At 41.7% G+C, this 13,902-nt stretch carries 14 protein-coding genes; 6 read left to right on the forward strand and 8 right to left on the reverse strand.

Features of this window, described 5'->3' with window-relative positions; translation table 11 throughout:
• Positions 1 to 30 precede the first annotated feature (30 nt).
• Both gvpD and alaS read right to left on the reverse strand, forming a co-directional pair.
• Positions 31 to 1,371 (reverse strand): gas vesicle protein GvpD P-loop domain-containing protein, encoded by a 1,341-nt coding sequence (gene gvpD / locus METTI_RS04400; protein ID WP_023844616.1) that lies wholly within the window; start codon positions 1,369 to 1,371, stop codon positions 31 to 33.
• 36 nt (positions 1,372 to 1,407) lie between these two features.
• A complete protein-coding gene (alaS, locus tag METTI_RS04405) occupies positions 1,408 to 4,182 on the reverse strand; it encodes an alanine--tRNA ligase (RefSeq protein ID WP_023844617.1) in 2,775 nt (924 codons plus the stop codon).
• Between the two features lie 308 nt (positions 4,183 to 4,490).
• On the opposite strand from alaS, the gene METTI_RS04410 reads away from it, so the two are divergent.
• The 3 genes from METTI_RS04410 to surE all read left to right on the forward strand — a co-directional run bounded on the left by METTI_RS04410 (position 4,491) and on the right by surE (position 6,240).
• On the forward strand, positions 4,491 to 4,766 hold the full coding sequence (locus METTI_RS04410; protein ID WP_023844618.1) for a hypothetical protein: 276 nt from the start codon (positions 4,491 to 4,493) through the stop codon (positions 4,764 to 4,766).
• 96 nt (positions 4,767 to 4,862) lie between these two features.
• Positions 4,863 to 5,279 carry a hypothetical protein gene (locus METTI_RS04415; RefSeq protein WP_023844619.1) on the forward strand — a complete coding sequence of 139 codons (417 nt, stop codon included), beginning with the start codon at positions 4,863 to 4,865 and terminating at the stop codon, positions 5,277 to 5,279.
• A 172-nt stretch (positions 5,280 to 5,451) separates the two neighbouring features.
• Positions 5,452 to 6,240: a 5'/3'-nucleotidase SurE gene (gene surE, locus METTI_RS04420; protein ID WP_048135810.1), complete on the forward strand. Its 789-nt coding sequence runs from the start codon at positions 5,452 to 5,454 to the stop codon at positions 6,238 to 6,240.
• Between the two features lie 71 nt (positions 6,241 to 6,311).
• Here the strand turns inward: surE and METTI_RS15935 are convergent, their stop codons facing one another.
• A complete protein-coding gene (locus tag METTI_RS15935) occupies positions 6,312 to 6,461 on the reverse strand; it encodes a hypothetical protein (protein ID WP_023844621.1) in 150 nt (49 codons plus the stop codon).
• A gap of 13 nt (positions 6,462 to 6,474) precedes the next feature.
• Complete coding sequence (gene moaA, locus METTI_RS04425; RefSeq protein WP_023844622.1) at positions 6,475 to 7,389, reverse strand: GTP 3',8-cyclase MoaA; 915 nt, start codon at positions 7,387 to 7,389, stop codon at positions 6,475 to 6,477.
• Positions 7,390 to 7,478: 89 nt separating this feature from the next.
• Between moaA and METTI_RS04430 the strand changes: the two genes are divergently transcribed.
• From METTI_RS04430 to METTI_RS16065, 3 genes are all read left to right on the forward strand, one after another.
• Positions 7,479 to 8,795 (forward strand): cobyrinate a,c-diamide synthase, encoded by a 1,317-nt coding sequence (locus METTI_RS04430; protein WP_023844623.1) that lies wholly within the window; start codon positions 7,479 to 7,481, stop codon positions 8,793 to 8,795.
• 280 nt (positions 8,796 to 9,075) lie between these two features.
• Positions 9,076 to 10,443 carry a PEF-CTERM sorting domain-containing protein gene (locus tag METTI_RS16060; protein ID WP_023844624.1) on the forward strand — a complete coding sequence of 456 codons (1,368 nt, stop codon included), beginning with the start codon at positions 9,076 to 9,078 and terminating at the stop codon, positions 10,441 to 10,443.
• A gap of 194 nt (positions 10,444 to 10,637) precedes the next feature.
• Positions 10,638 to 11,183, forward strand: a complete 546-nt coding sequence (locus METTI_RS16065) for a PEF-CTERM sorting domain-containing protein (RefSeq protein WP_023844625.1) — start codon at positions 10,638 to 10,640, stop codon at positions 11,181 to 11,183.
• Positions 11,184 to 11,240: 57 nt separating this feature from the next.
• Here the strand turns inward: METTI_RS16065 and priL are convergent, their stop codons facing one another.
• From priL to METTI_RS04460, 4 genes are all read right to left on the reverse strand, one after another.
• The gene (gene priL, locus METTI_RS04445) at positions 11,241 to 12,311 is read right to left on the reverse strand and encodes a DNA primase regulatory subunit PriL (protein ID WP_023844626.1); all 1,071 of its coding nucleotides are present in this window, start codon (positions 12,309 to 12,311) and stop codon (positions 11,241 to 11,243) included.
• Between the two features lie 3 nt (positions 12,312 to 12,314).
• Positions 12,315 to 13,052, reverse strand: a complete 738-nt coding sequence (locus METTI_RS04450; RefSeq protein ID WP_023844627.1) for a DNA polymerase sliding clamp — start codon at positions 13,050 to 13,052, stop codon at positions 12,315 to 12,317.
• A gap of 103 nt (positions 13,053 to 13,155) precedes the next feature.
• Positions 13,156 to 13,470 (reverse strand): transcription factor S, encoded by a 315-nt coding sequence (locus METTI_RS04455; RefSeq protein WP_023844628.1) that lies wholly within the window; start codon positions 13,468 to 13,470, stop codon positions 13,156 to 13,158.
• Positions 13,448 to 13,864: an NUDIX domain-containing protein gene (locus METTI_RS04460; RefSeq protein ID WP_023844629.1), complete on the reverse strand. Its 417-nt coding sequence runs from the start codon at positions 13,862 to 13,864 to the stop codon at positions 13,448 to 13,450. Before METTI_RS04460 ends, METTI_RS04455 begins: the two co-directional genes overlap by 23 nt.
• Positions 13,865 to 13,902 lie beyond the last annotated feature (38 nt).

Consider the following 13,902-nt stretch of genomic DNA (forward strand, 5'->3'; position numbering starts at 1 on the left):
AAGAAAATGTACTTACGGCGTCCAAATTACTCATTTCATAGGAATGAGGCTAACCTGCGGATAACCTGACACAAACTCCATCTGTACTGCAAAAATACCGGTTTTTGGTACCACACCATACATAACAAGGGTCTTGTCAACGTTTTCAAACTTCCAGTGAGTTGTGGCCATGTGTGCAACTGATTCTGTAATTCTCTGGCCAAATTTAGTAACAGCAAGTACAACATTATCAGTTGTTTTTGTAATTGATGCCATCTGCCCTATGATAGAACCAATATTCTCCCATCCGTAATTGTACTCCATACTGTCAAGGCCAATATAATCTAAAACCGGTGAGCCGTACTGGCGTAGAATCTCATTCTTGGCTTTGTGAAAAATATCCATATCTTTATAGACGTTGCCTGAGAATGGTTCAATATAGGCAGGGATTCTGCCTTTGAGGTCGCGAATTTCAAATCCCACAAACTGACCATGAAAGTGATCATCGCCTGTGAATGGAGAGATCATACGCTTTTCGGTTTCAACACTTGTACCTTCTGTAGGCATGCTCAGAAGAGCACGGCCAAGTTTTAGATGATTTATAAATGTCGGGAGCAGCAAACTGTAGAAAGAGTCACCTACACCACTTGTTATTTCAAATAGGTTGAAGCTTCCTTTCTGGTATCCTCCGGCAAGTATCTCGTCAAAGTCATGTATGCCGGTTGATATCCTGTTCTCTTCCGGATCATTAAGAGGATGTGGAACCTGTGTTTGTTCAGGATAAGAAACAGTGAATGGCTCAAAGCTCCTGAAATGGCCGCCATCGAGTGTAAATGGATATCTTGATTGTGAGAGTTCAACACCACGTATTTTAAGGAGGTTTATTTTTCTCACATCACGCCCGGATATTTCTGCTATCTCAAGGGACACTACTCCATCCACAAGATAATCTAAGGATGTGACATCAGCCTGTTCAGTTATCATTATAATATCTGCATTGACCTTTCTGGAAAAATCAAAAAGCAAACGTTCCAGCTCGAACTTATTGCTTTCCCAATCAGAAGAACGCGTTGTTGCAATGCTCAGGGAATCTATTGAATCAACAACAATAATTGGCTTTGTATCACAGGAGTCCCATATCAATTTAATACGGGATGCCAGCATACGCAGGAAATCTTCGTTATTGTTGAAATCACCTTCAATCCAGGGATAATTTCCATAATCAGAGGATTTGTCAATACGTGGTGAAATATAAACACAATTGCCTTCGGGGCATATTTCATCAAGTATTCCAAAAACAAAAGTGGTTTTCCCAGTACCGGGCTGCCCCTTTACTAGAAGGGACTTCCCATACTGGGATGAAAAGAACTCTTTGACTTCACCAGGTATCATACTGGTGATTTACAATTTATAGATATATATACATATCTAATTATTTAATTGCTCTTCGAGAAGACTCTGTCCTGCAGCAAGTGCTTCGTCAATCTTGCTGGCATCAACACCGCCTCCACGGGCCATCGCTGGCTTTCCGCCACCGCCACCACCAACTGTCTGGGACATAGCCCTGACAATCTTTCCAGCATCTGCTCCTGCTTTAAGTGCATCTTCGCCTGCGGCACCAACAATCTTGACACCACCGGATTCACTTGCCAGAAGTACAACCATGTCTTTGTTGGTGGTCAGCTCACCGGCAATCTTAACAAGCTCATCAATGTCTGCGTTAGGGATGCATGCTGCCACAAGGCGCATACCTGCAACATTGACAGCCTCGTTGGCCATCTGGAGCACATGGACATGCGCAAGATCTTCCTTGAGCCTCTGGTTCTCCTTCTTGAACTCTTTCCATTCATTGAAGAAACGGTCAATTGTAGATGGAAGATGTTCAGGCCTGACACGGAGTGCATCTGCTGCCTGACTGAGATAAGACTCCATTTCCTGCATTGACCTGACTGCCGCAAGACCTGCTGCGTACTCAATACGCTCCACGCCGTCCTGAACACGTTCTGTCTTAAGTATCTTAATAGGACCAACAAGTCCGGTACTGGTACAGTGAGTACCTGCACATGCTTCTATGTCATCGGCAACCTTCAGCACACGAATTGTGTTTCCTGGAGGGACACCTCCCTGATACAGTCCGAAACCATATTTCTTCTCAGCATCGATCCTGTCCATCCATTCTGCAATAACACGCTGGTTCTCCATGACAGTACGATTGGCTATCAGCTCCATCTGGTTGAGCTCATCCTGTGAAATACGTTTGTAGTGTGAGATGTCAAGACGTGCGCGGTCCACAAATTTCTGGGCACCGGCCTGCCATACATGGTCCCCAAGCACCTTACGTGCGGCATCATTGACGATGTGGGTTGCAGTGTGATGGCATGCATGAGCCATACGACGTTCCTCATCCACGTGTCCCTGAACCATATCGCCCTTCTTAATATGGAATTCATTATCAGAATCTTCGATTATGTGAACGACAACACCATCGACACCCTGAACGTCAATTACGTTGTGTAATACATCTTCTATGACCATGGTACCGTGGTCTGCAGGCTGTCCACCGCCTTCAGGATAGAACAGTGTGCTGTCAAGTACTATATGATTGTCAAATACATCCAGAACGACTGCTTCAAAGTTCATCCTTGTAGGTTCGTCATAGAACAGCTTCTTGGTCTTTGGAAGCCTGGACACTCTTTCTGCATAAGGGAAGACTTTTTCCTCTTTTGCCTCGGCTTTGCTGTGCCCTTCAGCAACAAGTGAATAGAAGTTATCAGGCAGATCTACAGCCACACCAACCTCAGATGCTGCTTCTTTTGAGATCTCAGGGGGAATTCCGTGACTGTCATACATCTCGATTATACTTTCAAGAGGCATATTCTCCCCGGATTCCTTGTAGTGTTTAGCGGATTTCTGTATCATGCGCTTTCCACGTTCAAGCGTCTCACCGAACTTGCGCTCTTCATGTTCAAGGATATCCTTGATAACATCGAACTTCTCCTCAAACTCAGGATATTCCGGCAGGTTGTTAATGTGCATCCTCACAATGTCAGACAGTGGTACGGTTATGCCCATGTCCTTCATCATCCTGAGTGTCCTGCGCAGTACAAGTCTTGCAAGATATCCTGCCTTTACATTGGAAGGAATTACACCGTCTGCAAGCATGAATGTTAAGCAGCGTGTGTGATCAGTGATTGCGTATACAGTTTCGACTGGCTCCATAATGGATGAAAGTTTGTCCACTGTCGTACCAATGCTGGAAGCAACCTGTTTTCTCAGTTCAAAGAGATTGGCTTTCTCGCTTACGTCCATAAGACCCGCAAGGCGGGCATTCTGGGCAAGGATGTTAGCATACTCGGAGTTATCAAGTTCATGGTTAATTCCGGCAAGATCCATGAGCTCATTGACAATGTTTGGGAAAACTGCGTCATATATAGTAGGTGAACCTTTGGATGCCCACACAAACCTCTCGAGGCCATAACCGGTATCCACAATGTAGTTGTCCATCTTCCTGTAGTTCTCACCTTTGATGGAAATGTCACCGTCTTTTGACTGCTTGAGGTCCATGAACACAAGAGTTGCAACTTCAAGACCACCGATAAGCGCCTCTACGCAGGGACCCGCATTTCCTCCGCCTGCCCATGGTTCCTCTTTGTAAGTTACTGCCAGAGGATCAACACCAAGAGAATTGAAAAGTTCATCACATAGTTCTACGGTGTGGTCTTTCCAGTATATTTCCTCATCTTTTTTATTGAAGGCGTGGTGAGCCATCATTTCAAATGTTGTCAGGTGGCGGCCACTCCTACCAACCGCATCAAGGTCTGAAAGACGGATGCATGGCTGGGAAATTGTCAATGGGTTCGCTGGTGGTGGCACCTGCCCGGAAGTCACAAATGGCTGGAAATCCGCAATAGATGCAATGGTCAAATAAATGTCATCTCTCCACCTTGCGATGACAGGATATCTCTCAAGCCTTGTGTGACCCCTTTCTTCAAAGAAATTCAGGTAATACTCACGCATTTCCGCGAGGTCGAACTGTTTCTTAAACACAGGATTACCGATAAATGAGTATGGATCGCATGGTGCATCGCCACACGTGACCCTTTCAAGATCACGGGTCCAGAAATGTTTTCCACATTTAGAGCACTGTTTGCGAACGAATCCATTCTCTGAAAAATAATCAAGCTGATATTCGTCTTCAAGCATAAATATTCCAACTGGATGATTGTTTTAGTTAAGTAATATAGTCAGATTTATTCTCCAACTATCGCACCAATGATTAAAAACGTTTCTTATCAAGGATTACTAACCTGTGTGTTACTGTTCGCAGTATATAAATGATTATATAAATATACATACCGGATAATTCCTATTGATTCGCTTTATCGACAAATCCCGAATACTAAATTTTGCGATTTGTGAACATAAATACAGGATACTTTGTACATATTGTAAAAAAAGTACACATTACGTTTAAATGCATGACCATAAAAATGTGTATTTGGTGATGACCGATGGAATCAATGCGTTATATGTCATTAGTATTCAGAGGGCTTGTAGAAGAATATAATAATACAGGTGTCAGACCATCCGTGTTTATGGATGCAAGTGGCAGCCTGCAAGTATACCTGTGCGATCCTATAATCGAGGAAATGGACAACGATTATGGAATTGATATCGAACGGGAATATGATGTGAATGGCGGACAGTTCTCAGATGCAAGCTTTAACAGAGTAATGCCTGTTGAGACAATCAGACACAATCTTGGGAATGAGGCAACAATCCAGTAAATTAACTTGCAATTATAAGTAGCAGTGTACCTTACGTGACAAAATTTGCACGGGATGAGGGAAAAGGTACCTGCATGCAGCCCCAGGGTGAAAAACATGAATTACAAAAAACTTCTGAAAGTTTTGAAAAACTCAAAACAAGTCTACAGAGAAGATTATGTTAAAAAAATATTCAGAAGCGCACATTACGATATTGGATTGTTTGAGGAACAGCTCAATGAATTCAACTCAACCCTGTCAGGCGGTGACTCAGAAGCCGCTAAATCTTACATGGACCGGACAATCCTGGCCCAGGTAATCGATGACGCTTCAATATTACTGGAAATCGTAAAGGACAGTCCCTGTCTGAATACTGAAGAGAACAAGGCCATTGAAGAAATGATCTTCACCCTCGATGAGATGAGCGATAAAATTGAAGTCCTAGAAGAAGTGAAGGCACTTGCCGACATGTCTGAGCAGGAAGGATTTGCCGCTACATCACAAAGAAAAGATAGAATTTACGCAAACGTGTAAATTCACATAAGTTCATATCACCTCCAGTTTTACCTTTTTTATATTTTTTAATACACCTTTTTACAGAGAGACATTCCGAATTGAAGAGTTTCAACATTAAACGGAGTTAAATTACATGCAGGATTGCATCAGGGCATTAGTTTTAAGGCAGTGTCAGGCAATTGATACAGACATGTCAAAAAAGATACTGGTTACCAATGATGATGGTGTATATTCCACAGGAATACATGCCGCCTGGAAAAGTGTTTCTGACCTTGGGGATGTGACTGTATCCGCACCCATGACACAGCAAAGTGGTGTTGGAAGATCAATCTCCATTTTTGAACCACTCAGGATTACACAGACAACGATTAATGGAATCGATGTTAATGCAGTTGCAGGAACCCCTACAGATTCCGTAATACTGGGAATTTTTGCAGTTATGAAGGAAATGCCAGACCTTATCCTTTCAGGGTTTAATATAGGAGAAAATATCAGCACTGACACGATTACAACATCAGGCACAATCGGTGCGGCACTGGAAGGTGCGAGTTATGGAATACCTGCAATTGCCGCTTCCATTCAGGTCATGGAAGAGGGAGACAAATTTGATGATAACAGGAATTTCCAGCATGACTATGATGTTGCTATAAAAGTTGTCAACAAAATAGCAAAGAAAGTGCTTGAACATGGACTACCAGAAAATGTAGATCTGCTTAACGTGAACATCCCACACCATGCAGAAGATAATCCAGACATAGAGATCACACGCCTTGCCAGGAAATTCTTCAAGACCGATGTTGAGGAAAGGCATGATCCCAGAGGCAGACCATATTACTGGATTGCAGGCGAGCTGATAGTTGACGAAGAAGAAGGGACCGATGTTCATGCAATCATGAACAATGGAAATGTCTCTGTGACTCCTATATCACTTGATGCAACATCCCCTATTGATTTTTCAGAAATAGAGCACCTTCTCTGAGGCAAAAAGAATAATATTCAAAAATATCAGAATAAAAACAACAAAAATGTTCCTGACATAAGTTTCAGGAACTACTGTTTTACTTTTATGATAACTTCCTTGCAGTCATCTTCAACACCATGTAGTGTTGTAACAGCTCCAATTACAGTGCTGCCAAGTATGGACTGCACGAAATGATTGATCTCAATATCCTTGCCATCTACTGTAAGTACGACTTCCATTTTTACTACTCCTTCAACTTTTACAGAATGGTATTCTCCTGCTGACAGCAAGCCTGAAAAGATCAGGCAACTCTTCAATGCTGGCTTCTGATACATCAACCATATTGTCACTTACCAGAAGGCAGGGTTTTAGTTTTCCATCTGCTGTGACCCTTAAACGATTGCAGTTTGCACAGAATTCAGTATTGTCAACAGGTCTGACAAATTCGACTTCTGCACCATTGATAATATATTTTTTCCTTTTATGTAGCTCACGCACCTTAACATCAGAAGAAACTGACATTAATGAACGTTCTACTTCGTTAGCATCTATCCTGTACTGAGGAAGATCCCTGAAATCCATGAGTTCTATCAACTGTAAGATTACATCTCCGCCATATCCGCGCGTGAAGTCCAGCATATCTTTGATCTCATTGTCATTAAGATCTTTTAACAGGACCATGTTGAGTTTAACCGGGGTGAGACCAACATCTACTGCCTCGTGTATTCCATCAAGCACTTTATCAAAAGTTCCCTTTCCGCAATTAGTAATAGTGTGATACTTACCCGGATCAAGTGAGTCAAGACTGATGTTAACCCTGTCAAGACCTGCATCTTTAAGAGATGATGCCCTGTCCTTTAGCAGAACGGCATTGGTTGTCATGGAAACATCCCTCATATCAGGAAGCCGTACAAGAGCTTCCTCAAGGTCTTTTCTAAGAAGTGGTTCACCACCGGAAATCTTCAGCCTGTTAATTCCAAAACGAGATCCTACTTTCACGATATCAACAATAGTGTCCACTGACATCTCTTTGCTGTGACCTATGTGGCCTTCATTATGACAGTAGATGCAATTGAGATTACAGCGATCAGTTATAGACATCCTCAGACTTCTGACTGTACGTCCGTAAGAATCAGTGAGAAGTTCTGTCGCTTCCGGGAGAGACATAGTACTTAGATATACGTTCTTTATTTAATCGTTTTGAATCGTCTCCTGAGGGAATAATACATATATTCGAACTATACACACTATTCCCCATGACAAATGCAGTGTTGCTTGCAGGCACCAACAGTGGCGTTGGAAAAACTACGGTTTCCATGGGCATTATGGCTGCCCTGAAAAGAAGAGAGATGGAAGTTCAGCCGTTCAAGGTGGGACCTGACTACATAGATCCAACATACCATACAGCTATCTGCGGCAAGCCATCAAGAAACCTTGATACATTTATGATGCAGGTTGATGGCGTAAAAAACACCTTTTCAAAGTATTCCAAGAGTACTGACATCAACATTGTTGAAGGTGTCATGGGACTCTTTGACGGAATGGATGCTACTGAGATAGCAAGTTCCGCACATGTTGCTAAATCACTTGGGCTACCAGTGATACTTATTGTGAATGTACACGGGATGTCAAGAAGTGCCGCAGCTATTGTCAAGGGATTTTCCCAGTTTGATCCGGATGTGAAAATTGCCGGAGTTATCCTGAACAAGGTTGGAAGTCCAAGACATTCACAGATGATAATAGATTCAATTCCTGACATACCTGTTGTTGGAACACTGCCCCGCAACAAGGACGTTACTGTACCTTCCCGCCACCTTGGATTATACATGGCAGATGAACTGGATTTTGATACGGAAAGCCTGGCTACATTTATTGAAGAGAATATTGACCTTGATGCCATAATAGAGCTTTCTAAAACAGCACCTGATTATGAAGCACCTGAAAAGGAGGAGGATCTCGAAACAGACCTGAAAATCGGAATTGCGTATGATAGTGCTTTTTGTTTCTACTATCAGGACATGTTTGAGGCTTTTAAAAATGCAGGCGCAGAAATTGAGTTTTTCAGCCCCATGAAAGGAGAACTTCCTGATGTGGATGGATTCTACTTTGGCGGAGGCTATCCTGAGCTTTACATTTCAGAACTTGAGAAGTCTAAAACAACAAAAGCACTCAAAGACCTTTCAGCAGAAGGTATGCCAATGTATGGAGAATGTGGCGGCTTACAATATATGTCCACATCATATGAGATAGATGGAACAGTATACAGGATGGCTGATGTGCTACCTGCTGAAACCGTCCAGACTAAAAAGCTTCAGGCACTTGGCTACACTGAGGGAGTTGCAAACGGCGACTTCATCAAAGGAACTATTCGAGGACATGAATTCCACTACTCTGCAACTTACTGTGACAATGATGCCAAGCTTGCTTATGAGATGAAAAGAGGAAAAGGAATTGTCGATGGTAAGGACGGTCTCACTGAATACAATTCACTTGCAAGCTATACTCATGCACATCCTGCGACATTCCCTGTGAAGAGTTTTGTTGAGAAGTGCAGGGAATATAGCAAAAGATAATTTATGGTTAACCCTCCACTTTTTATTTTTGGATAATAGAATTTCCCAGTATTCAAATTAATTCATTGAAGCACACGATTGAATTTTTATTATACTTTTTTGAACTACATGCGTGAAATATCACCCGAGTATGAGTATAAGTATAAATTGAATAATATAATGTGTGTTTTCGATAAATATTTATACAATAGTTATTAAAATAAGATCATTTCAAAAATATAATAAAAGTATTACAGACTATAAATAATAAGATACTATATAATAACCAATGGTGGTACACGTGAAGAAATTAAATGTAATAACTGTACTCGCATTGATACTATTGATATCAAGTGCTAATGCAAGTGCTAAACACTGTTACCCTGACGATGGAACATACTGTGGGACGTTAAGTGGGACATACACACCTGATGTAAAAAAAGATAATCCATTATATGGGGCAACATTTACCCTGGAAGCTGACTTTAAGGCTGACCTTGAAAGTAAGATGATAACTATCACGAATATAAATACAAGTGGCAGTAATCCCGCAATTGACGAAAATACCTTGAATGTTATTGCGACTTTTGAGAATAATGGATTCATTAAGGTAGTTGCTACAGGAAAATGTGGAATGGGTTATCCATTCTATGGAGAAATGATTGTAGACCCATGTGACTTTGGTATCAAATCAAATTCTGGATATGTAATTGTACCAGAATTAAATAGGGAGACAACAAAATATGACCTCAAAGGAGATTTCACACTGGACGTAGAAGAATGCTGCGAGGAACTACCTGATGGCACCTACTGCGGAACCTTAGAAGGAACCTATTATTCACAGGATGTACAGGGAGTGTTCAAATTAAAAGCAGACATACAGGCAGACTTCAATAGTGGAATAATAAGAATAACAAATGTAGATACCACAGGAAGCACTCCGGAAATTGATGAGGAAAGTCTGAATGTAGTTGCGATACTGAATGAGGATACAGGAATAATAACAGTAACTGCAACAGGAACATGTGGTATGGGATACCCGTTCTATGGAGAAATGCTGATTAAAGCATGTGACTTCAGCATACTGTCAAGTTCAGGATACGTAAGGATTCCACTTACAACAGGCGGATACAAACAATATGATCTAACCGGAGATTTTGCACTGGACATCGGAGAATGCTGCAAGGAACTACCTGACGGCACCTACTGCGGAACCTTAGAAGGAACCTATTATTCACAGGATGTACAGGGAGTGTTCAAATTAAAAGCAGACATACAGGCCGACTTCAATAGTGGAATAATAAGAATTACAAATGTAGATACCACAGGAAGCTACCCGGAAATTGATGAGGGAAGTCTGAATGTAGTAGCGATGCTGAATGAGGATACAGGAATAATAACAGTAACTGCAACAGGAACATGCAGTATGGGATACCCATTCTATGGAGAGATGCTGATTAAAGCATGTGACTTCAGCATACTGTCAAGTTCAGGATACGTAAGGATTCCACTTACAACAGGCGGATACAAACAATATGATCTAACCGGAGATTTTTCATTGGACATTGGTAAATGTGGGCAAACTGAAGTCCCGGAGTTCCCAACAATTGCACTACCTGTAGCAGCAATTATTGGACTTACATTCTTCATGCAGCGCAGAAAGAACTAGGTCTGAAATCAAGTGCAGGAGTTCCTGCACCTTTTTTATTTTGATTCATATTACACACATACCGATACAAATTGGCAAGTGTGTGGCGATTTAAAAAAACTTATATATAATAAGTATTGTAACACAGTTAAAGATTATTGCAAATGTATTTAGTGCAATAAATATAAACTACAAAATAATTTTGGTGGTACAATATGAGAAAATTGAGTATATTAATATGTGCAGCATTGCTGCTCACAATGGCACAGACAGCAAGTGCCATGGTAGTAGCTCCTACAGAGTTTGCTGACGGATGTTATTGTGTGAAACTTGAAGGTTCTTATGGAGTTCCTGCACCTGCAAGTGTGCAGCTGGCACCTAATGGCTATGAAATTCAGGTAGATGCCCAGGTCTGTAAAAATGGAGAAGACATAGACGTTACGATCCTTAGTAGTAACCCAGGAGTTACTATTGACGAACTTGAATTTATCAGCCTTTACCAGGAATTTATTGAGATAAGTGCTAATGGAACATGTGCAATGGGACACACTTTCAATGGTACAATGTATCTGACAGGTGACGGACAGAACTATGCATCAACATACGCAACAGGCACACTTGACGGCCAAATCCCACTTGTAGGTGATTTCACAGTAACCATTAACGAATGTGAAAACTCCATCCCGGAATTCCCAACAATTGCACTCCCTGTGGCAGCAATAATAGGACTTGCATTCTTCATGCAGCGCAGGAAGGACTAATTTAATAATAGTAAAAGGGACAAATAATGTCCCAAATATTCTTTTTAAAAAAGTTATTTACTTTTTCTCTGCAGATTTAATATCAGGACCAACATTTTCGGCAGCTTTTTGGGCATCCCTTTTCCTGAACCAGACCTTGCGGCTGTAATAATTGAGAGGATGGCTTATTTTCTTGCACATATCATCAGGTGCATAACAGTTACCGTAGGTCTGCATGGTTGAACAGGATGGTGGCTTGTAGTGAGTACCTGAAGAACCGGCAATATGCTCTATCTGATAGCGGGCTTTTTCGATGTCAAAATCCGGTGACGCGGTAAAGAGATTCATTATATCATCCACGGTCATACCTATGGTCAACAGGAAGGCGGTCATGGCAAATCTCATAGAATGAGCAAGATTCACGCCTGCCTGGGTATTAGCTATGGCTTGTGTAATGCATGGAGGGAACAGATCAGTCTCAACCGATTCAAACTCAGAATCACCGAAAGTACTCTTTCTTTCTTCAAGCAGTTCTCTTATGTCTGCAAGATACGGCTCACAGGAGTGCACAAGCTCTTCATTTACAGGCATAGGCAGATTATGCTCAACACGCTCTTTTATTAGTTCCTGTAACAAACGTGAGAACTCTTCTTTTGAAACGTTCACACTTCCATGGTGGAGCTTTCTGTTAACCAGTTTCCATTCAATAGCCTTAAGAGAACTTGCCATTCTGATATATGAGGTAAAATGAAGCTTAAAGCCAGAATCACTATTATCTGGGTATACGGAAAAATCAGATGCAAACTCCTCTAGAAAATCAAGATCCATTGTTTTTAAGAGTTTATATGAAGCAACCGCTTCTGCAAGACAATACCTGCGAATAAGGAAAGAATCATCGATACATGAAACAAGAATTCTTGAAAATGGATAGGAAAGTAGTTCCAGCAATATTTTCTGCTCATCTGACGCAGAAAGAGAAGGCTTGAACAACTCACCTTCAATCGCCTGCATGACACGTTCCTTTCCACGAATCCGTGCGGATTCCATGGCCCTGGAAGTGACCAGGCGGTCAAGGGATATTCCGAGGCTCTTTACGTGCGCAGATGCCCCGGAAAGATAAGGATATAGTGCAAAATCTTTTTCATCCATAGATCAGTCAGATTCGATCCTTGGGGCCAGAAGATAACCGATCTTTCCTGCACCGTTTGCAATGGTAAAGCCAATCTTCACAGGGAAATCTTTTCCAAGCTCAACGGTCACTTCATTGGAACGTGAGGCAGGTTTTACAATATCGGAAAGATAGTCCAGTGAGAAAAGTGAACGTGCCTCACCTGATTTCAGGTCAATCAGACTGTCACGGGTCATGTCAAGACGGACACGGTCTGTGTCACCTTCAGCTTCCATGTAAAAGACATCCTCATCAATTCCAAGGAGCATATGGTCACTAATCTTCTCAGCAGCTTTTACAGCCCTTTGGAGGTCTTTTCCGTTAAGGACAACCTCAGCAGGCAACTCTAGCTGTGGAATCCTTGGTTCCGCCCTGATGGTTGAAGGGTCAAGCAGGGCCAGAGTGTAAGAGAGACCACCAAGATGCAATGACATTTTCTGGGACATCTCATCAAGTTCCATGACAACTTTTTCATCCCTGCCTGCAACACTGAAAATATCATTGATCTTTGACAGGTCCATGCCTATCTCGGAATCATCAGCATTGAATTCATCAAAAGCACTTGAGCTTAGATCAAAACTTACCATAGCTACATTTGCAGGATCTACAGCCCTGACTACTATGCCTTCAGGAGATATCCTGAAACGTGCTTCATCAACAAGAACCGAAAGAGTTTCAATTGCAGTCTTTAAAATATCTGCATCAATAGTTGCCTTGAACATATGGATTCGCCACCAATAAATTGAATTTTTAGGTCATTATATCTAACAAGTAATATAAGTTTTCTTTTAAGTATCTGAAACAAAGCTAAAGTATCAGATATCATTAGTCGTATTCACGCCAGGTACAGCCACACTTTGTGCATTTGAAGAAACGCGTTTCGGATTCATCAGCAGATCTAAGCTGGCGCAACCACCAATATGCAACGTTGTGCCCACATTCTTCGCACCTTACGGAGGTTGTAGGAAGACCCTGGTCTACATTTCCTTCAAGCACAGTGACATCCCTCTTTTCCCTGGATTCTTTTGACACAAGTACCTCAGAACCTTGCTGTTTTCCCTTTACAAAACCACATTTTCTGCACTTGAATGAATCACCTGAAGGGAACATCATACTTTTACATTCGGGACAAAATTCCATAAATATCACTTCTCGCATTATCTATTATTAAGTTATGGTCAAAAGCTATTTGCGGTATGTCCGATAAATCAAACAGTTGTACCGCCTTTGCATCTGAATCTGCTCTGGGTTCACCTTCTCCCCGGGTCAGGTAAACTACGCTTACCGTGTGCCCTCGGGGATCGCGCGAAGGTTCAGAATATACCCCAAGTAACTTAACTATTTCTATTGTAAGGCCTGTTTCTTCAAGAACCTCACGCACAACAGCTTCTTCTGTGGTCTCACCAATTTCCACAAACCCTCCCGGAAGTGCAAATTTTTCTTTATAGGGAGGATTTTTTCGCTGAATAAGAACTATTTTTCCGTTGAAGATGATTACCGCATCAACTGTAAGTTTTGGCGTATTGGGTGGCATAAGGAGCAAAATTCATTGTTTTAGTAAAATTATGAAAA

Source organism: Methanolobus tindarius DSM 2278 (assembly GCF_000504205.1).
In the GTDB taxonomy this organism is placed as follows: domain Archaea; phylum Halobacteriota; class Methanosarcinia; order Methanosarcinales; family Methanosarcinaceae; genus Methanolobus; species Methanolobus tindarius.

Excerpts from the sequence above, each read along its gene's own strand:
- gvpD (WP_023844616.1), bottom strand. The coding sequence starts at position 1,371 with ATGATACCTGGTGAAGTCAAAGAGTTCTTTTCATCCCAGTATGGGAAG.
- alaS (WP_023844617.1), bottom strand. The coding sequence starts at position 4,182 with ATGCTTGAAGACGAATATCAGCTTGATTATTTTTCAGAGAATGGATTC.
- METTI_RS04410 (WP_023844618.1), top strand. The coding sequence starts at position 4,491 with ATGGAATCAATGCGTTATATGTCATTAGTATTCAGAGGGCTTGTAGAA.
- METTI_RS04415 (WP_023844619.1), top strand. The coding sequence starts at position 4,863 with ATGAATTACAAAAAACTTCTGAAAGTTTTGAAAAACTCAAAACAAGTC.
- surE (WP_048135810.1), top strand. The coding sequence starts at position 5,452 with ATGTCAAAAAAGATACTGGTTACCAATGATGATGGTGTATATTCCACA.
- METTI_RS15935 (WP_023844621.1), bottom strand. The coding sequence starts at position 6,461 with ATGGAAGTCGTACTTACAGTAGATGGCAAGGATATTGAGATCAATCAT.
- moaA (WP_023844622.1), bottom strand. The coding sequence starts at position 7,389 with ATGTCTCTCCCGGAAGCGACAGAACTTCTCACTGATTCTTACGGACGT.
- METTI_RS04430 (WP_023844623.1), top strand. The coding sequence starts at position 7,479 with ATGACAAATGCAGTGTTGCTTGCAGGCACCAACAGTGGCGTTGGAAAA.
- METTI_RS16065 (WP_023844625.1), top strand. The coding sequence starts at position 10,638 with ATGAGAAAATTGAGTATATTAATATGTGCAGCATTGCTGCTCACAATG.
- priL (WP_023844626.1), bottom strand. The coding sequence starts at position 12,311 with ATGGATGAAAAAGATTTTGCACTATATCCTTATCTTTCCGGGGCATCT.
- METTI_RS04450 (WP_023844627.1), bottom strand. The coding sequence starts at position 13,052 with ATGTTCAAGGCAACTATTGATGCAGATATTTTAAAGACTGCAATTGAA.
- METTI_RS04455 (WP_023844628.1), bottom strand. The coding sequence starts at position 13,470 with ATGGAATTTTGTCCCGAATGTAAAAGTATGATGTTCCCTTCAGGTGAT.
- METTI_RS04460 (WP_023844629.1), bottom strand. The coding sequence starts at position 13,864 with ATGCCACCCAATACGCCAAAACTTACAGTTGATGCGGTAATCATCTTC.